This is a genomic window from Pseudomonas sp. 9Ag (genome assembly GCF_902506445.1).
GTDB lineage: Bacteria > Pseudomonadota > Gammaproteobacteria > Pseudomonadales > Pseudomonadaceae > Stutzerimonas > Stutzerimonas stutzeri_AB.
Window position 1 is genome coordinate 3,228,521 of the sequence record NZ_LR733836.1, and the last position, 16,823, is coordinate 3,245,343.

A 16,823-nucleotide genomic window follows, 5' to 3' on the forward strand; every position below is an offset into this window, starting at 1 on the left:
ACCGACGCCCGAGCGTTTCCTTTCCCTTGTTTGAGTCGGTCGCCTATGCCCGTAACCCGCCTGCTGTCGTCGTTCGCCCCTTTGCTCCTGCTTGCCGGCTGCGCCAGTGGCCCGTCCAGCAGTATCGCGCTGAGCGATGATGCTGACTGTCCACTGACCTTGCGGCCCGGCCAGATGCTAATCCTGAGCCTGCCAAGCAATCCCGCCACGGGTTATCGCTGGAACCTGCGCGAGGTTTCGAGCGAACAACTGAAAAGCCTCGGCCCGGAAGTGTTCAGCTCGCCCGAAAGCGACGTCATTGGTGGCGATGGTCTGTCTACCTGGCGCTTCGAGGCAGCCGAGGCCGGCAGTGGCCGCCTCTACCTCACCTATCAGCGACCCTGGGAAGCCGACGCCGAACCGGCCGGGCTGTTCGACTGCCGCATCGACGTCGAATAGCCGGGAACGGACACCGGCCGTCCACTCGGGCACGGCCATCGGCGCGGCTTTCCGCTACAATGCCGCCCCTGTTTTTCAGCCTGCCCAGACGCCGCCGTGAGCCACGAACCCGATCGCCTGTTCGCCCAGCCCCTTGCCCAACCCCAGGACTTCGTCTTCAACGAAGACGTGGTGCGGGTGTTTCCCGACATGATCAAGCGGTCGGTGCCGGGCTACCCCACCATCGTCGAGAACATCGGCGTGCTGGCGGCGCAATTCGCCCAGCCGAACACATGCCTGTATGACCTCGGTTGCTCGCTAGGGGCGGTGACACAAGCGCTGCGTCGGCACGTCAAGATCGATAACTGTCACGTGATTGCCGTTGATAATTCTGCGGCGATGGTCGAGCGCTGCCGTGAGTATCTGCACGGGCAGGATTCGATGTTCCAGGAGCTGCTCCCGGTTGAAGTGATCGAAGCCGACGTGCTCGCTCTCCAGTTCCAGCCGGCCTCGCTGGTCGCCCTCAACTTCACCCTGCAGTTCATCCCGCCTGAACAGCGGCCTGAGCTGCTCAGCGCCATTCGCCAGGCGCTGGTGCCGGGCGGCGCGCTGATTCTCTCGGAAAAGCTGCGCTTCGAAGACGACCAGGAACAGGATCTGCTGACAGAGCTGCATATCGCCTTCAAGCGTGCCAATGGCTACAGCGAGCTTGAAATTGCGCAGAAACGCAGCGCCATCGAGAACGTGATGAGACCCGACAGCCTGGAAACCCATCGCCAGCGATTGCTGGACGCCGGTTTTTCCAAAGTCGTGCCCTGGTTCCAATGCCTGAATTTTGCCTCCCTGATTGCCCTGCCATGAATCTCGACCTAACTCCCCTCGCCTGGCGCCTGGCCGGCACCCCGCTGGCGGCCTGGGCCAACGGCCTGCAAGCGCAACTCGACGCCAAACTCGCCATTGGCCACGGCGACTTGCCGCGCTGGCGACGTGCCGTCGAAGCACTGCCTGATATCCAGCCTAGTGGGGTGGAGCTGCGTGATGCCTTCCGACTGGACTCCGACTGCGACGAGGCCACACGTGCCATCACACACGATGCCCTGTTCGGCCTGTCGCCCTGGCGTAAAGGGCCCTTCGATGTGTTCGGCGTGCATGTCGACACCGAATGGCGCTCGGACTGGAAGTGGGACCGCGTCTCCCCACATCTGGACCTGACCGGCAAGCGCATCCTCGATGTCGGCTGCGGCAACGGCTATTACATGTGGCGCATGCTCGGCGCAGGCGCCGACTCGGTTGTCGGTATCGATCCGAACTGGCTGTTCTTCTGCCAGTTCCACGCCATGAAGCGCTACCTCGATGCCCTGCCGGTCTGGCATTTGCCGATGGCGCTGGAGGAGCTGCCGAGCAAGCTCGAAGGCTTCGAAACTGTGTTTTCCATGGGCGTGCTCTACCATCGGCGCTCGCCTGTCGATCATCTGATGGACCTGAAGGACTGCCTGATCAAGGGTGGCGAACTGGTCTTGGAAACGCTGGTGGTTGACGGAAACGAGCACACCGCTCTGGTTCCCGAAGACCGCTACGCGCAGATGCGCAACGTCTGGTTCCTGCCATCGGTAGCCGCGCTGGAATGCTGGCTGCGCCGCGCCGGGTTCGTCGATGTACGCTGCGTCGACCTCAGTATCACCAGCGTAGAGGAGCAGCGCAGCACCGACTGGATGCGCTATCAGTCGCTCCCCGAGTTCCTCGACCCACAGGATCACAGCAAGACCATCGAAGGTCTTCCCGCACCGATGCGCGCCGTGATAATCGCCCGTAAGCCTTAACGCCGAGCCCGCCCGTTTCGCTGTTCTTGCACGATTTGCCGCAACGGCGTCGAAGCCTTCGCCAGCAGAAGGGGGCGGCTGAGGTCACGCAAGCGCAGCTGCCTGTCGCTGAGGAGAAGCAGACGCCGATACAAGCGGCGCTTGCGCCATGCTTTGAACCAGTCCAGCGCTAACGCGTGCATCTCCACCGGCCACATCGCGGGTAGATACACGTTAGGAATGGACGGCTCTTTTATTCCCGCTGATCGATCACGCTTCAACTGCTCTTCTGTACAGTTCATCAGATGCTCCTGGCTAGAAAGGATGCATTAATGCACCCGTTGCCTGCCGACGACTTGATGTCGACAGAACCAGACTGAGCCTCGTTGACACTTCAAACAAACGACTAGAATAGAATCGTCACTTAAGAAATATTGAAGGGTCGATCAATGTCCGGGATGCCTGAACGACTGCCGCAATCCGCCATGCCTTTACTCGAGATCGATGTGCTGCGCACGTTCGTATCCATTGCAGAAAGCGGCAGCTTTACCCGCACGGCCGCGCAGATTTTCCGCACCACGTCCGCCGTCAGCATGCAGATCAAACGCCTGGAAAACACGCTGGGCTGCGCCTTGTTCAGCCGAGAGGCCCGGCGCGTCGCCCTTACCGCTGACGGCGAGCGACTCCTCAATTACGCTCGGCGCCTGCTCAAGCTAAACGAAGAAGCCGTGGGCGCTTTCATCAAGCCAAGCCTGAGTGGCCAGGTGCGCTTCGGCGCGCCAGCCGACATCGGCACACATATCCTGCCGGGACTATTGTCGCTCTTTGCACGAACGCATCCCGGCATCGAGGTGAACGTGTCGGTCGGGCGCAGCGTCGACATGATCCAGCGAATCGATGCAGGTGAACTGGACGTCGCCTTGATCAGCGTTGGCAATCTTGGTCAGGACGACACCCGCGGCGAGGTCGTCCACCGTGAGCCGCTGGTCTGGGCCGGTCGGGCGGGTGGCGTTGCGATGAAGCGCAACCCGTTGCCGCTGGCACTGGCCAGCGCCGAATGTGCCTGGCGCCGCCAGGCTCTGGATGCACTCGACCGTGTCGGTCGCAGCTACCGCATCGCCTATTCCAGCGAGCAATGCGCCGGACAGGAGGCTGCCATGGTTGCCGATCTCGCAGTTGCGCCCTACCCGCTGAGCTTGGTCAGACCACCGCTCAGACGGCTGGACGAAGACGCCGACCTGCCAGCACTCGGTGAGTACCAGATCAAGTTGCTAAGCGCCGCACAATGCAGCGAGCCCGTAAAAGTGCTGTCGCAGCAGGTAGTGGCGGCCTTTGCGGCGTACCACTGATGAGCAGATTAGCGAATGCGCGCAGGAGGGGGAGCGGAAATGGCTAAATGGTTGATCGGCGCAGGCGTCGTGTTGCTGTTGCTCGGCGTTGCCCTTCACTACGCGCCCGGCCTGCTGAGCTGGTTCGGCAAGCTGCCAGGCGACATTCGCCTCGAATCAGAACGCAGCAAGACGTACATTCCGATCACGTCGATGATTGTGCTGAGCGTTGTGCTGACCGTACTGGTAAACCTGTTCAAACGCTAGGGTGACCCGCCTTATGCGGGCCACCTAGCGTTGTCAGCCGCGAGCTGCGGCGGTGAGGATCAGGTGCTTCATCTCCTTAACAGCCTGTTTGAACCCGACGAATAAGGCATGAGCGACTATCGCGTGGCCGATGTTCAGCTCGTTCACTCCACGAATCGCGGCTATCGCTTCGGCATTGTGGTAGTGCAGACCGTGGCCAGCGTTGACGATCAGACCATGGCTCACCCCGGACTCGACACCGTCGCGAATGCGGGCAAGCTCGCAGGCCCGCTCGGCCACGCCATGCGCATCGGCGTAACGGCCGGTGTGCAGCTCGATCGCCGGCGCGCCCACACGAGCAGCCGCTTCAATCTGCCGCGGATCGGCGTCAATGAATAGCGACACCTCAGCACCGCAACCAGCCAGGCGGTTGACCGCTTCTCGAATCCGCGCTTCCTGGCCCGCGACATCCAGGCCGCCCTCAGTAGTGAGCTCCTGTCGTGTTTCAGGCACCAGGCAAACGTGTTCGGGCCGCAATTGCTCGGCAAATGCCAGCATCGCTTCGGTGACACCCATCTCGAAGTTCATCCGCGTCTGCAGCGCATCCTTCATCATCAGCACGTCACGCTCCTGGATGTGCCGACGATCCTCGCGCAGGTGTACCGTAATGCCGTCGGCCCCGGCCTCCTCGGCATCCAGCGCAGCCTTGACTGGGTCAGGGTAGCGGGTACCACGCGCCTGTCGCAGGGTGGCGACATGATCAACATTGACGCCGAGCAGGATTCGATTCGCTTCAGTCACGCGGGACCTCCTTGATGTTCATGAACAGTTCGCGGCTAACCAATGGTCGACCGCCCAGATGCGGCGCCAACGCCTGACGCATGAGTCTCTTTGCGGCGGCCAAAGCCCCCGGCACACTCCAATCGGCCTCTGCCATGGCCAGGAGTTCCGCGCCATTGAACAGACCCGGCTGAAAATGCCCGACCGGCTCAAGCCCGGTCTCGGGCAGCAAACGATATAGCCCATCCCCAGCGATGGGCTGGTCAGCCACATCCCGGTCCAGGGCAAAGCCATAACCAAGCTCGGTCAGCAGGCGCCATTCGAACGAACGGAGAATCGGCTCCAGCGGTCGTTTAGCCGCCAGCGCTGGCAGAGTTGCAGCGTAATGATCGAACATGGCGGGATGAGCATCTTCGGCCGGCAGCAACCGGATCAGCAATTCGTTCAGGTACATGCCACTGAATAGCGCGTTGCCATCGAGCCAGTACGCCAGGCCGGCACTGTCTAGCCGTCCGACGCTTTTCAGATCCCCGCGACCACGAAACTCGACCTCGAGTGGCACGAAGGGACGCGCCAACGTGCCCGCCTTGCCGCGCGCACCGCGCAACACTGCCCGTAGCCGACCTTCGGGCGTGAAAAAATCCACAAGCGCGCTGCTTTCACGATAGGGCCGGCTGTGCAGCACAAAAGCGGTTTGGGCGGTCATGAGAGGTAGGTCACGTGCAGAGACGGAACAAATGCTGGTTGCCCGACCGCCAAAGGCTGCGGCAGTCGGGCAGGTGTCGCAGAACTTGCGTCAGCTGTAGCCGAGCGAGTGCAGTGCGCGCTCGTCGTCGGACCAGCCGCTCTTCACCTTCACCCAGAGATTGAGCATGACTTTGGAGTCGAACAGCACCTCCATGTCCTTGCGCGCCTCCTGGCCAATGCGCTTGATGCGCTCGCCCTTGTCGCCAATGATGATTTTCTTCTGGCCGTCGCGCTCTACCAGAATCAACGCATGGATATGCAGCACATGGCCCTGCTGCTTGAAATCTTCAATCTCAACGGTGATCTGGTAAGGCACCTCGGCGCCGAGTTGACGCATGATCTTTTCACGCACCAGCTCTGCGGCCAGGAAACGGCTGCTGCGATCGGTGATCTGGTCTTCGGGAAAAAAATGCTCGCCCTCGGGCAGGTGCGAAGCTACCAGCTTCTCAAATACATCCAGATTCTGCCCGTGCTGGGCGGAGATCGGCACGATCTCGGCTCTTGGCAGTTGTTGAGCCAACCATTCGAAATGCGGCAGCAACTCGCCCTTGTCTTCGACGCGATCGGTCTTGTTAACCGCAACGATGACCGGACCTTCGACATACTGGACACGCTCAAGCACCAACTGATCCTCATCAGTCCAGCGAGTGCGATCGACCACGAAGACGACCACGTCGACGTCCTTCAAAGCTGAAGAGGCGGTGCGGTTCATATAGCGGTTCAGCGCCGTCTCGCCATTCTTGTGCAGGCCAGGGGTGTCGACGTAGACCGCCTGAACGGCCCCCTCGGTCTTGATTCCAAGCATGTTGTGACGGGTTGTCTGCGGCTTGCGCGAGGTGATCGCGAGCTTCTGGCCCAAGACGTGATTAAGCAGGGTCGACTTACCCACATTGGGCCTTCCGACAATGGCTACATAGCCGCAGCGGGTGATTTCTTCACCTTCAACTCGTTCTTCAGTCATTACCGTTCTCCACACCCAGCGCTATCAGTGCCGAGGCAGCGGCAACCTGTTCGGCAATACGCCGGCTGGCGCCCTGCCCTTGTGTTTTCTCATGCAACAGTGACACCTGGCACTCGACGAAGAAGGTCCGGCAATGTGGGTCCCCTTGAATCGCCACGACCTCATACTTTGGCAATTCGCACGCCCGCGATTGCAAAAACTCCTGCAAACGGGTCTTTGGGTCCTTGTTCGTATCAACCAGCGTAAGCCCTTCCAGCTCGTTGGCAAGCCAAGCCAGCACGCGGTCCCGCGCCGCCTCCATGCCTGCATCGAGATAGATGGCGCCAATCAGAGCTTCCAGGGTATCGGCAAGAATCGACTCGCGACGGAACCCACCGCTCTTCAGCTCACCAGAGCCGAGCCGCAGGTATTCACCAAGCTCAAACCCCCGAGCAAGTACGGCAAGCGTTTCACCTTTAACCAAGCGTGCCCGAAGGCGTGACAGCTGCCCTTCCTTAGCCTGAGGGAAATGGTTGAATAACGCCTCGCCAGCGATGAAGTTGAGAATGGCATCGCCCAAAAACTCAAGACGCTCATTATTGCGTCCGGCATAGCTGCGATGGGTCAGTGCCAGGAGCATCAGCTCCTGGTCCTTGAATTGGTATCCGAGCCTACGCTCGAGACGGGCTAACGAAGTGCTCACGGCATCCTTAGGCGATATTCTTTATCGAAGTTCGCCACCAGATCGAGATTACGGATCAGGGGCTCGCGTTTTTCATAGTCCAAGTGCACCTTGAACTCGTTATTTTCAATCACGACCTTCAGCGCCTCTTCGAGGTTCAGATCGCGGATGCCGTTGACATCCATGCCCTTGCGTACATGGCTGTAAAAGTCTCGTACGGTGCGGATGTCTGCGGCCTTGTCACTTTCGACCCCAGAGATGATCTTGTCCATCGACATATAGTCGAAGTAATGCGGGAGCATCTTGAATGCGGTACTGGCAAAAAACGCCACCAGTGCCAGCACCATGATCCAGCTCAGCATGGACAGCCCTTTTTGCGAACGAGCGAAACTCATGTCGACCTCTATGTCGTACGTTACCCGCGGATCGGGGCTGTGCAAATATAACGGTCCGGCTCGCTGGAACCGGGCCCTGATTCACAGACTTAGTGAATCAATCCGACGCGCGAAAAGTGCGGCAGGTTGCTGAACTTCGGATCGGGCCAGCTCATCCATACGGCGAAGGCCTTGCCGACGATGTTGCGGTCCGGAACCATACCGGCAAATTCCGCCGGAATCGCCGCGTCATGCCAGTAGCGACTGTCATTGGAGTTGTCGCGGTTGTCACCCATCATGAAGTAATGACCAGCCGGAACCCGCCACTCGCGGTTAGGTTCGATCCGATAGCGGGCCATTTCCTTGCGAATCAGGTGTTCCACCTCGCCGAGTTTTTCCTGGTAGAGCTTGGCGCTGCCCAGACTCCCGGGCTCTTCGCCAATAAGCATTTCAGGAACCAGCTCGCCGTTAATGCTCAGCCGCTTGTCGCTGCTGTACCGAACCACATCGCCCGGCAGGCCTATGACACGCTTGATGTAGTTGATATTGGGATCGCTGGGATAACGAAACACCATGACATCGCCACGCTGCGGATCACTGACCTCGATGATTTTGGTGTCGACCACCGGCAGCCGAATGCCATAGGCGAACTTATTGACCAGAATGAAATCGCCGACCTCAAGTGTTGGAATCATTGAGCCCGACGGAATCTGGAACGGCTCGATCAGAAACGAGCGCAATACCAGCACGATTGCCAGAACTGGGAAAAACGATTTGCCGTACTCGATCAGAACCGGTTCTTTATTCAAAGCGTCCAGCGTTGACTGATCAGGCTCCCCGGTCTGGCCCTCGTAGTTAGCGATTGCAGCCCGACGACGAGGTGCGAACACCACCAAATCGAGCAGCGCCAGAAAACCGCACACAGCAACGGCAATGACCAGCAACAGCGGGAAGTTGATCGACATATCAGCTATCTACCTTGAGCACTGCGAGGAAGGCTTCTTGCGGAATTTCCACGTTGCCTACCTGCTTCATCCGCTTTTTACCGGCCTTCTGCTTCTCAAGAAGCTTACGTTTACGGCTCACGTCGCCGCCGTAGCACTTCGCCAGAACGTTCTTGCGCAAGGCTTTGACTGTGCTTCGCGCGACGATCTGACCGCCGAGGGCAGCCTGGATGGCCACGTCGAACATCTGTCTGGGAATCAGTTCCTTCATCTTCTCGACGAGGATTCGGCCTTTGTAATGCGCATTGTCGCGATGCACGATCAGCGCTAGCGCGTCGACCTTGTCACCATTGATCAGGATATCCAGACGGGTGAGATTGGCTGACTGGAAGCATTCGAAGCTGTAATCCAGCGAAGCGTACCCGCGACTGACTGATTTGAGACGATCGAAGAAGTCGAGTACCACTTCGCTCATAGGCAGGTCATAGCGAACCTGGACCTGCGTTCCGAGAAACTGCAGGTCGCGCTGGATGCCACGCTTTTCGACGCAAAGCGTAATGACGCTACCCAGATGTTCTTGAGGTACAAGAATGTTGGCCCGGACGATAGGTTCACGCATGTCTTCAATGGAAGACAGATCGGGCAGCTTGGATGGGCTATCGACATAGATAGTCTCGCCGCTCTTCAACAACAGCTCATAGACCACGGTCGGTGCCGTAGTGATCAGATCCAGGTCGTACTCACGCTCGAGGCGCTCCTGGATGATTTCCATGTGCAGCATACCGAGGAAGCCGATACGGAAGCCGAACCCAAGCGCGTCCGAGCTCTCGGGCTCGTACTGCAGCGCGGCATCGTTGAGAGTCAGCTTTTGCAGCGCTTCACGAAAATCTTCAAAATCATCGGAGCTTACTGGAAACAGGCCCGCATAGACCTGCGGCTTAACCCGTTTGAAACCAGGTAGCATCTCGACATCAGGCGTATTGGACAGCGTCAGGGTGTCACCAACGGGGGCACCATGGATATCTTTGATGCCGGCAATGATAAAGCCTACTTCGCCGGCCTTGAGGTCGGACGTACTGGTATGTTTCGGATTGAATACTCCGACGCTATCGACCTGGTGCACCTTGCCGGTGGACTTGACCAGGACCTTGTCACCCTTCTTGATCCGGCCATGGCGAACGCGGACCAGCGAGACAACACCGAGATAGTTGTCGAACCAGGAGTCGATGATCAGAGCCTGCAGCGGCGCATCGATTTCGCCGGTTGGAGGAGGAATGACCGCAACCAAACGCTCAAGCACGTCGTCTACGCCCATGCCGCTTTTGGCGCTGCACGCCACTGCGTCGGTCGCATCGATGCCGATGATATGTTCGATTTCGTCCTTGACCTTATCGGGGTCGGCCTGAGGCAGGTCCATCTTATTCAGCACTGGCATAACTTCCAAGCCTTGCTCAATAGCCGTGTAACAGTTGGCTACCGATTGCGCTTCTACGCCCTGCCCCGCATCGACCACCAGCAACGCACCCTCGCAGGCGGCCAGCGAGCGACTGACCTCGTAGGTGAAGTCAACGTGACCTGGAGTGTCGATAAAGTTCAGCTGATAAGTTTTGCCATCCTTCGCTTTGTAGTACAGCGTGACGCTGTGCGCCTTGATGGTGATGCCTCGTTCGCGCTCGAGATCCATCGAATCAAGCACCTGAGCGTTCATTTCACGCTCGGTCAAACCGCCACACATCTGAATGAAACGGTCAGCCAGGGTCGACTTGCCATGATCGATGTGCGCGATGATGGAAAAATTGCGGATATGACTCAGGTCGCTCACAGCTCAACACTCTAATACGTCGCGAGCCGATTGCCCGCCGAAAATAGCCGCAAAGTGTACCTGATAGGTCTAATCAGTGCCACGCCGCTCCCAGCGACTTGCAACACCAGGCCTCCTCGACACCAACTGCACACCCGTAGCCGCCAAGAGGCGCGAAAAGCGTTCAAACTAGCGCATATCCATCACTGCGGGCATGCGGTTCGACGCCATATACGATGGAAATTTCACTGCCGCTGAGCAACACGTGAATTAAACCTGAGCGATTTGCGGAAGATGGTTGACGCAAAGAACGAGGAGATAGAAGTGGATGACTGGCCAGGCTGGCCTTGACATGCCTGCAGCCACAAAGCCTGATTACACCGCCGCAGCGGCCATTGAGGCGCGCAGAACGACCGGTTGTAACGCTGGATCCATTGCTGTTTGCTGACTGCGCTTGCGCACGAGGAGCCAGGCCACCAGAAACCCACCAAGGCCGGCGAGCATCACGTATGGCTCGGCAGCCGAAAGCTCAGAAGCGACGAGTGCAGCGATGAAGAGCATGATCAGCGGAAAAAGGTAGACAAGCACTGCGCCGCGTAGCAACACGCTTTCGCGGATACCGACCACAACGGTGTCCCCTACACTGAGCCGAAGGTCAGAAACCGCCAGTATTAAACCCCGGCGCTCGCGAATACCAAGTCTTTCACCCAGCCCCTGGCCGCAGCCACTCCTCGCAGAGCAGCCTGAACAGGTGCTATGGCGCTCAGTCTCAACCCAAACAGCACCGGGCGCCAACGCGACTACACGACCTGACTCCTCGATCATTGCGGCGTCTGATCAACTCCAGAGCGCATGGACAATGCGATTCGCTCCGCAGTACCTAGAGGAATTTCCCCAATGACAGTGACCATGACATCGCCGCCAGCCGTGGATATACGCTTCGATACGGCCACAGTCGGCCCCATCTGACTACGCGCATCCTCGACCACAGCGCCGCCCAATGGCTCGATAAATACCGATACACGAGCAATGCCATCACCGTAAGCCAGCCAAGTCACCGACTCTTGTGAAGCGGGGCTTGGACGCACGCTTGAGTCGATTAGCTGAAACCCATCAGGCAGCCAATCAGAGCGCCATTGAATTGATGCCGGCTCCGCTTGCCCTGCGGGAACCGAGACCGATTTGCAATCAGCTCCACCTTTTACCTCTGCGGCAGCCACTGAGCCTGGTGCAAAATGCGTGAACTGAAATCGCTCGAGCAACTGTCCGCTTTCGTCAAGCAACAACGATTTAAGCGGCAGGGAGGTTTCACGATCGAGATGCAGCTCGAAGCCATAGCGATGCTGATCCCGGGGACGAACCGCTAGCGCGACCGTGGGCCGCCCTGCAACTCGGGATTCGCCGATAACTTGAAAGTTGTACCACTTGGAGAGCAGCTCCGGCTTCAGTTGCTGCTGGCGCCATGGCGTAACCTCCCGCACTTGGGAAGCCATGTCTTCAGATGCACACTGAATCTTCCCATTGAGCAGCACAACCTCTGCAGCCGGACCATCAAGCTGCAAAAGTCGCTCATGCAGCTGTTGTTCATCTACCAGCTGCCAGACAGAGTGACTGGAAAAACTTCCGTTGCGCTCATAGACAAAAGTGCCTTGATAGCTTTGCTTTTTCTCAGCATCAGCAAGTCGCTGCATCAGCACATCGGCCTCAGCAGCAAAGGCCGGCATAGATAGCCAGCCTCCGAGCACCACAAACAGCGGCATTACACGCATGTTGTTCCTTAACGATCTTCCATGCTGGCAGCACGAGCATAGGGCAGGGCACTTTCCGAACCGCTACCGAAAGCGGCCTGCTGAGCGTGCTGACGCACATAAGCCGGCAATCTCTTTTCATGCCAGCTTTCAGCCGGCGCCTCCGCACCCGACACCTGGGCACCGGAAGTAACCGTACCTTCGCTATACCCAGCTAGTACAGCCGGACCTTGAGTAGCTTGCGGGACTGCAATGCTCGGTTGCGCAGGTTGCTGAGCAATCTGAGGCCCGGCTACTTCACTCTGATTGTACAGGCGCACACCTGCCAACACAGCGACTGTAACCGATGCCGCTACAGCGAGACGACCAACATTACGCCAAGCGAAGCGCTGTGGCTTAACGGCGGTGATTGCAGGCTCATCAGCCAACGCCGCCGACACTGCCGAGGCAATATCCAGACGAGGCTCGATCAGCTCCTTATGCATTGCGGCACGCGCGATCTGGTAGCGCGACCAGGTCGACCGCATTTCATTGTCGCCCTCTGCGGAGAGCACTCGACGTAATTCCAACTCGTCCGCTTCGTTATCCATCACCGCGGACAGCGATTCATGCAGGGCTTCACGACTCATGGCGGTTCCTCTCTTGGCTATCGCCGCTGTCTCAGGATTCATGCAACAAGGGTTGCAATGCTTTATCGATGGCTTCCCGCGCCCGGAATATCCGTGAGCGGACCGTACCCACCGGACACTGCATGACGTTTGCAATGTCTTCATAACTAAGACCATCAAATTCACGCAGTGTTAGAGCGGTACGTAAATCTTCTGGAAGTTGCTGGATAGTTCTATGAACTGTGTCTTCAATTTCATCCCTGAGAAGCGCTCGTTCCGGCGACTCGATATCTTTGAGGGCGTGATCGCCTTCATAGAACTCGGCATCCTCGGAACTGACATCGCTGTCAGGCGGCCGCCTTCCTCGAGCAACCAGATGATTCTTTGCCGTATTGATGGCAATGCGGTACAGCCATGTATAAAAAGCACTGTCCCCGCGGAAATTCGCAAGCGCGCGATAGGCTTTAATAAAGGCTTCCTGCGCAACATCCTGGGCTTCGTGAGAATCATGCACAAAGCGCACGATCAACCCTAGAATCTTGTGTTGGTATTTCAATACCAATAAATCGAAAGCCCGTTTATCTCCCCGCTGCACTCGTTCGACCAGTTGCTGGTCCTGCTCCTGGGTTAGCATAAACACTCCTCCATGACCCGGAAGGGGTGCTGCGCTCGCCTACGAGCTGACCTGCCAAAATAGACCCGGGCTTTACACAAAAGTTCTCCCCCTCCAAGCAAGCATTCCTGCAACACACCTGACGGCATTGACGAGCGACGCGCCAAAACGAACCGTTTCGACGACACCCCTCTAATATCCACAGCAAAAAACCGCCGCCCACCGAACCATGGCCAGCCGGTCAGCATCCACAACTGTCTATAGAGACGAGCCTGCAAGAAAAGTTCCAAAGCATCCAGCCAAGTCCAACAAGGCCCGCTATTTTGCCGGGGGACGCGCCTATATACTAGCGCTCGCCTCAACGTGAGATTCGAAATGAGCCGACATTATCAATACGACGTTCTAGTCATAGGCAGCGGCGCAGCCGGTCTGACCCTGGCGCTCAACCTTCCACCCTCGCTTCGGGTCGCAGTGCTGAGTAAGGGCGAGCTGGCGAACGGCTCGACGTATTGGGCTCAGGGCGGTGTGGCCGCAGTACTGGACAACACCGACACAATCGAATCGCATGTCGCCGACACCCTCGTTGCCGGCGGCGGACTGTGCAAGGAAGAAGCGGTTCGCTTTACCGTCGAACACAGCCGCGAAGCCATCCAGTGGCTGATCGAACAAGGCGTCCCCTTCACCCGCGACGACGCCGAACGCGAAGAAGACGGCTTCGAATATCACCTGACCCGGGAGGGCGGACACAGTCACAGACGCATCATTCATGCGGCCGATGCGACCGGCGCAGCGATATTCAACACCTTGCTTGCCCGCGCTCATGATCGGGAAAACATTGATCTGCTGCATCAGCGCGTCGCCGTTGACCTGATCACTGAACGCAAGTTGGGATTGAGCGGCAAGCGGTGCCTTGGCGCGTACGTGCTGAACCGATACACAGACGAAGTGGATACCTTCCACGCGAAGTTCACCGTACTGGCAACGGGTGGCGCCGCGAAGGTATATCTATATACCAGCAACCCCGACGGGGCATGCGGCGACGGCATCGCGATGGCGTGGCGCGCAGGATGCAGAGTGGGCAACCTGGAGTTCAATCAATTTCATCCGACTTGCCTTTACCATCCAAAAGCCAAAAGCTTCCTCATTACCGAGGCTTTACGCGGCGAGGGTGCCGTACTGAAATTGCCCAACGGCGAACGCTTCATGCCACGTTTCGATCCACGCGCGGAATTAGCGCCACGTGACATCGTGGCCCGCGCGATCGATCATGAAATGAAGCGCCTCGGCATCGATTGCGTCTTCCTGGACATCAGCGACAAGCCTTCGGAATTCATCAAAGCGCACTTTCCGACCGTATATGAACGTTGTCTGGAGTTCGGCATCGACATTACCTGCGAGCCAATTCCCGTAGTGCCTGCGGCTCACTATACCTGCGGCGGCGTGCTGGTTGACCAAGCCGGCAGAACCGACATACCTGGGCTCTATGCAATCGGCGAAACCAGCTTCACCGGCCTGCACGGCGCCAATCGCATGGCCAGCAATTCGCTGCTCGAGTGTTTCGTCTACGCGCGCTCTGCTGCCCAGGACATGCTGCGCGAACTACCGGGCGTCGCCTCGCCCAACGTCCTGCCGACGTGGGATGCAACTCAGGTTACGGACTCAGACGAAGACGTCATCATTGCGCACAACTGGGACGAGCTGCGACGGTTCATGTGGGACTACGTTGGCATCGTTCGCACCACCAAGCGACTGATGCGCGCGCAACACCGGGTTCGCTTGCTGCTTGGGGAAATCGATGAGTTCTACAGTAATTACAAAGTCAGTCGGGACCTCATCGAGCTGCGGAACCTAGCAACGGTTGCCGAGTTGATGATCGGGTCGGCTATGCAACGCAAGGAAAGTCGAGGCTTGCATTTCACGCTGGACTACCCTGAACAGCTACCCGAAGCGACAGACACTATTCTGGTGCCGCCCACCTACGACGACTGAACTTCAGCCTGAGCCGCAAACGTCGGTGCTGCTCAGGCGTCATAGCCCCGCGCGGAATGCAGAGCCCTTGAGAGAACCAATCGCCCGGCAATTTAAATCGCAGCACCACCACCAGCGGTAGCGCAATGCTGTCAGGTAACAATTGCACCGGCTGCCAACCGCCCTCCCGACTCCTTAGCGACCAGCCGTGCTGATCATGGCGCAGACCAAGCCATGAACAACCACGACAGAGCAAGACGTGCGACGGTATAACCCAGGCTGCGTGCAGCGCGCACAGCAACAACCCGAGCACACTTAGCCAGGATGGCACTGGCAATGACAAGAGTGTGATTACGGCCAGCATCACTATCAGCAGATACAGCGCCAACAGCGTGCCAGATGCATGCCACCGACATTCGAATGCCTGGTTACTATGGCTGGACACGGTCAAGAATCATTCGAACCATGTAGCGCAGATCTTCGTCCTCGGGCACGGCGCGCTCCATGAACCAGCCAAACATGTCCTGGTCCTCACAGCTCAGCAGTTTGCGGTAACGGCGCTGATCCTCTTCGTCGAGCTGCGGATAGACCTCCTTGACGAAAGGCACCAGCAGCACATCTAGCTCGAGCATGCCGCGACGGCTCTGCCAGAACAGGCGATTGAGTTCGGATTGTTCGACCATGCAAAAGCTCCTGAGTTGAAGCGCGGCATTATACCGACTGCAGCGTTCAGGCGGCACACGCATTAACAGGCCCCGGAGTGGCAGTTGGCGCACACTGTATTTCGCCGATGGCCTGCTATGATGCCGGTCCGGATTTCTCCACGGCGACTCGTCATGACTGACACTGCTTTCTTTTGCGTTTTGTCGCACGAAGGCGTCCTGGCCGTACGCGGCGCGGATGCGAGCAAGTTTCTGCAGGGACAACTGACCTGCAACCTCAATTACCTCAATGAACAGCATTCGAGCCTCGGTGCGCGCTGCACACCCAAAGGTCGAATGCAGTCCAGCTTCCGCATCCTCCCAGAGGGAGACGGCTATCTGCTGGCGATGGATCGCGAATTGGTCCAGCCACAACTCGCCGAGCTGACCAAGTTCGCCGCGTTCTCAAAATCCAAACTGCATGATGAGAGTGCAGAATGGGTTCGATTCGGACTCAGCGAAGGTGACGGTGCTCTTGTCAGCCTTGGCCTAGATCTTCCCCAGACGGCCGACGCCGTGGCCGCCGCGCACGGATTGATCGCCGTGCGCCTTAGCGATGGCCGCGCCGAGCTCTGGACCCGTTCAAAGGACGCCGAGACCACCCAGCTTCGGCTGGCGGCCCAGCTTCCCGAGGCGTCGACTGATCGCTGGCTGCTGGCACAGATTCGCGCCGGTATCGGCCAGGTGGTAGCCGCGACCCGTGAGCTGTTTATCCCACAGATGATCAACCTGCAGGCGCTGGGCGGCGTCAGCTTCAAGAAGGGCTGTTACACCGGCCAGGAAATTGTCGCGCGGATGCAGTATCTGGGTAAATTGAAGCGCCGGCTGCATCGCCTTGCGGTTCAGAACATCGATGCACCGGTGCCGGCCGCCGGGCTTGAAATCTACTCCCCGGTGCATGGCTCAAGCGTTGGCGAAGTCGTCATGGCAGCAAACGCCGAGGGCGCGCTAGAACTGTTGGCCGTGCTGCAAGAAGATGCGGCGGCTGATGGTCGACTTTTCCTAGGGTCCCCTGACGGCCTCCCGCTGACCCTGCTGCAGTTGCCCTACACGCTAGACGCGGACCGTGAGATCCAGCGCTAACCGTTGCCAGCCACATTCCACACCGAATTATAAGTAAGGAAAGA

At 58.4% G+C, this 16,823-nt stretch carries 21 protein-coding genes; 7 read left to right on the forward strand and 14 right to left on the reverse strand.

Features of this window, described 5'->3' with window-relative positions:
- Nucleotides 1–45 precede the first annotated feature (45 nt).
- The 3 genes from ALTERO38_RS14580 to cmoB all read left to right on the forward strand — a co-directional run bounded on the left by ALTERO38_RS14580 (nt 46) and on the right by cmoB (nt 2,237).
- Complete coding sequence (locus tag ALTERO38_RS14580) at nt 46–438, forward strand: protease inhibitor I42 family protein (RefSeq protein ID WP_159968817.1); 393 nt, start codon at nt 46–48, stop codon at nt 436–438.
- Nucleotides 439–534: 96 nt separating this feature from the next.
- Nucleotides 535–1,278, forward strand: a complete 744-nt coding sequence (cmoA, locus tag ALTERO38_RS14585) for a carboxy-S-adenosyl-L-methionine synthase CmoA (protein ID WP_159968818.1) — start codon at nt 535–537, stop codon at nt 1,276–1,278.
- Nucleotides 1,275–2,237, forward strand: a complete 963-nt coding sequence (gene cmoB / locus ALTERO38_RS14590; protein ID WP_159968819.1) for a tRNA 5-methoxyuridine(34)/uridine 5-oxyacetic acid(34) synthase CmoB — start codon at nt 1,275–1,277, stop codon at nt 2,235–2,237. Before cmoA ends, cmoB begins: the two co-directional genes overlap by 4 nt.
- On the opposite strand, the gene ALTERO38_RS14595 is transcribed toward cmoB, so the two are convergent.
- Entirely contained in the window at nt 2,234–2,518 is a 285-nt protein-coding gene (locus ALTERO38_RS14595; protein ID WP_178114596.1) for a hypothetical protein, read from the reverse strand. The genes cmoB and ALTERO38_RS14595 overlap by 4 nt on opposite strands.
- A 156-nt stretch (nt 2,519–2,674) precedes the next feature.
- Between ALTERO38_RS14595 and ALTERO38_RS14600 the strand changes: the two genes are divergently transcribed.
- Both ALTERO38_RS14600 and ALTERO38_RS14605 read left to right on the forward strand, forming a co-directional pair.
- Entirely contained in the window at nt 2,675–3,565 is an 891-nt protein-coding gene (locus tag ALTERO38_RS14600) for a LysR substrate-binding domain-containing protein (protein WP_159969718.1), read from the forward strand.
- Nucleotides 3,566–3,604: 39 nt separating this feature from the next.
- A complete protein-coding gene (locus ALTERO38_RS14605) occupies nt 3,605–3,811 on the forward strand; it encodes a DUF2905 domain-containing protein (RefSeq protein ID WP_148926642.1) in 207 nt (68 codons plus the stop codon).
- Nucleotides 3,812–3,844: 33 nt separating this feature from the next.
- On the opposite strand, the gene pdxJ is transcribed toward ALTERO38_RS14605, so the two are convergent.
- The 11 genes from pdxJ to rpoE form a co-directional block, all read right to left on the reverse strand.
- Entirely contained in the window at nt 3,845–4,591 is a 747-nt protein-coding gene (pdxJ, locus tag ALTERO38_RS14610; protein ID WP_159968820.1) for a pyridoxine 5'-phosphate synthase, read from the reverse strand.
- Nucleotides 4,584–5,276, reverse strand: coding sequence for a DNA repair protein RecO (gene recO / locus ALTERO38_RS14615; protein WP_159968821.1), 693 nt, complete (start codon nt 5,274–5,276; stop codon nt 4,584–4,586). Before recO ends, pdxJ begins: the two co-directional genes overlap by 8 nt.
- A gap of 90 nt (nt 5,277–5,366) precedes the next feature.
- Complete coding sequence (gene era / locus ALTERO38_RS14620) at nt 5,367–6,278, reverse strand: GTPase Era (protein WP_102835746.1); 912 nt, start codon at nt 6,276–6,278, stop codon at nt 5,367–5,369.
- Nucleotides 6,271–6,960, reverse strand: coding sequence for a ribonuclease III (gene rnc, locus ALTERO38_RS14625; protein ID WP_102835745.1), 690 nt, complete (start codon nt 6,958–6,960; stop codon nt 6,271–6,273). Before rnc ends, era begins: the two co-directional genes overlap by 8 nt.
- Complete coding sequence (locus tag ALTERO38_RS14630; protein ID WP_102835744.1) at nt 6,957–7,334, reverse strand: DUF4845 domain-containing protein; 378 nt, start codon at nt 7,332–7,334, stop codon at nt 6,957–6,959. The genes rnc and ALTERO38_RS14630 overlap by 4 nt, the downstream gene beginning before the upstream one ends.
- Nucleotides 7,335–7,423: 89 nt before the next feature.
- On the reverse strand, nt 7,424–8,278 hold the full coding sequence (gene lepB, locus ALTERO38_RS14635; protein ID WP_159968822.1) for a signal peptidase I: 855 nt from the start codon (nt 8,276–8,278) through the stop codon (nt 7,424–7,426).
- Between the two features lies 1 nt (nt 8,279).
- Nucleotides 8,280–10,079: a translation elongation factor 4 gene (lepA, locus tag ALTERO38_RS14640; protein ID WP_159968823.1), complete on the reverse strand. Its 1,800-nt coding sequence runs from the start codon at nt 10,077–10,079 to the stop codon at nt 8,280–8,282.
- Between the two features lie 354 nt (nt 10,080–10,433).
- Nucleotides 10,434–10,883, reverse strand: coding sequence for a SoxR reducing system RseC family protein (locus ALTERO38_RS14645; protein ID WP_159968824.1), 450 nt, complete (start codon nt 10,881–10,883; stop codon nt 10,434–10,436).
- A complete protein-coding gene (locus ALTERO38_RS14650) occupies nt 10,880–11,827 on the reverse strand; it encodes a MucB/RseB C-terminal domain-containing protein (protein ID WP_159968825.1) in 948 nt (315 codons plus the stop codon). The genes ALTERO38_RS14645 and ALTERO38_RS14650 overlap by 4 nt, the downstream gene beginning before the upstream one ends.
- Before the next feature lie 8 nt (nt 11,828–11,835).
- On the reverse strand, nt 11,836–12,435 hold the full coding sequence (locus tag ALTERO38_RS14655) for a sigma-E factor negative regulatory protein (protein ID WP_102835739.1): 600 nt from the start codon (nt 12,433–12,435) through the stop codon (nt 11,836–11,838).
- 31 nt (nt 12,436–12,466) lie between these two features.
- A complete protein-coding gene (gene rpoE, locus ALTERO38_RS14660) occupies nt 12,467–13,048 on the reverse strand; it encodes an RNA polymerase sigma factor RpoE (protein WP_019342233.1) in 582 nt (193 codons plus the stop codon).
- A 354-nt stretch (nt 13,049–13,402) separates the two neighbouring features.
- Here rpoE and nadB point away from each other — a divergent pair, with 354 nt between their 5' ends.
- The gene (nadB, locus tag ALTERO38_RS14665; RefSeq protein WP_159968826.1) at nt 13,403–15,016 is read left to right on the forward strand and encodes an L-aspartate oxidase; all 1,614 of its coding nucleotides are present in this window, start codon (nt 13,403–13,405) and stop codon (nt 15,014–15,016) included.
- On the opposite strand, the gene ALTERO38_RS21570 is transcribed toward nadB, so the two are convergent.
- Nucleotides 14,985–15,440, reverse strand: a complete 456-nt coding sequence (locus ALTERO38_RS21570; RefSeq protein ID WP_256663948.1) for a protein YgfX — start codon at nt 15,438–15,440, stop codon at nt 14,985–14,987. The two genes, nadB and ALTERO38_RS21570, sit on opposite strands and share 32 nt — an antisense overlap.
- On the reverse strand, nt 15,427–15,678 hold the full coding sequence (locus ALTERO38_RS14670) for a succinate dehydrogenase assembly factor 2 (RefSeq protein ID WP_159968827.1): 252 nt from the start codon (nt 15,676–15,678) through the stop codon (nt 15,427–15,429). The genes ALTERO38_RS21570 and ALTERO38_RS14670 overlap by 14 nt, the downstream gene beginning before the upstream one ends.
- A 153-nt stretch (nt 15,679–15,831) precedes the next feature.
- On the opposite strand from ALTERO38_RS14670, the gene ALTERO38_RS14675 reads away from it, so the two are divergent.
- The gene (locus ALTERO38_RS14675) at nt 15,832–16,779 is read left to right on the forward strand and encodes a folate-binding protein YgfZ (protein ID WP_159968828.1); all 948 of its coding nucleotides are present in this window, start codon (nt 15,832–15,834) and stop codon (nt 16,777–16,779) included.
- Nucleotides 16,780–16,823 lie beyond the last annotated feature (44 nt).

Bases quoted from the DNA above. Each gene is read 5' to 3' on its own strand.
- ALTERO38_RS14580 (WP_159968817.1), top strand. From the start codon at position 46: ATGCCCGTAACCCGCCTGCTGTCGTCGTTCGCCCCTTTGCTCCTGCTT.
- cmoB (WP_159968819.1), top strand. From the start codon at position 1,275: ATGAATCTCGACCTAACTCCCCTCGCCTGGCGCCTGGCCGGCACCCCG.
- ALTERO38_RS14595 (WP_178114596.1), bottom strand. From the start codon at position 2,518: ATGAACTGTACAGAAGAGCAGTTGAAGCGTGATCGATCAGCGGGAATA.
- ALTERO38_RS14600 (WP_159969718.1), top strand. From the start codon at position 2,675: ATGCCTGAACGACTGCCGCAATCCGCCATGCCTTTACTCGAGATCGAT.
- ALTERO38_RS14605 (WP_148926642.1), top strand. From the start codon at position 3,605: ATGGCTAAATGGTTGATCGGCGCAGGCGTCGTGTTGCTGTTGCTCGGC.
- recO (WP_159968821.1), bottom strand. From the start codon at position 5,276: ATGACCGCCCAAACCGCTTTTGTGCTGCACAGCCGGCCCTATCGTGAA.
- era (WP_102835746.1), bottom strand. From the start codon at position 6,278: ATGACTGAAGAACGAGTTGAAGGTGAAGAAATCACCCGCTGCGGCTAT.
- ALTERO38_RS14630 (WP_102835744.1), bottom strand. From the start codon at position 7,334: ATGAGTTTCGCTCGTTCGCAAAAAGGGCTGTCCATGCTGAGCTGGATC.
- lepB (WP_159968822.1), bottom strand. From the start codon at position 8,278: ATGTCGATCAACTTCCCGCTGTTGCTGGTCATTGCCGTTGCTGTGTGC.
- ALTERO38_RS14645 (WP_159968824.1), bottom strand. From the start codon at position 10,883: ATGATCGAGGAGTCAGGTCGTGTAGTCGCGTTGGCGCCCGGTGCTGTT.
- ALTERO38_RS14650 (WP_159968825.1), bottom strand. From the start codon at position 11,827: ATGCGTGTAATGCCGCTGTTTGTGGTGCTCGGAGGCTGGCTATCTATG.
- ALTERO38_RS14655 (WP_102835739.1), bottom strand. From the start codon at position 12,435: ATGAGTCGTGAAGCCCTGCATGAATCGCTGTCCGCGGTGATGGATAAC.
- rpoE (WP_019342233.1), bottom strand. From the start codon at position 13,048: ATGCTAACCCAGGAGCAGGACCAGCAACTGGTCGAACGAGTGCAGCGG.
- nadB (WP_159968826.1), top strand. From the start codon at position 13,403: ATGAGCCGACATTATCAATACGACGTTCTAGTCATAGGCAGCGGCGCA.
- ALTERO38_RS14670 (WP_159968827.1), bottom strand. From the start codon at position 15,678: ATGGTCGAACAATCCGAACTCAATCGCCTGTTCTGGCAGAGCCGTCGC.
- ALTERO38_RS14675 (WP_159968828.1), top strand. From the start codon at position 15,832: ATGACTGACACTGCTTTCTTTTGCGTTTTGTCGCACGAAGGCGTCCTG.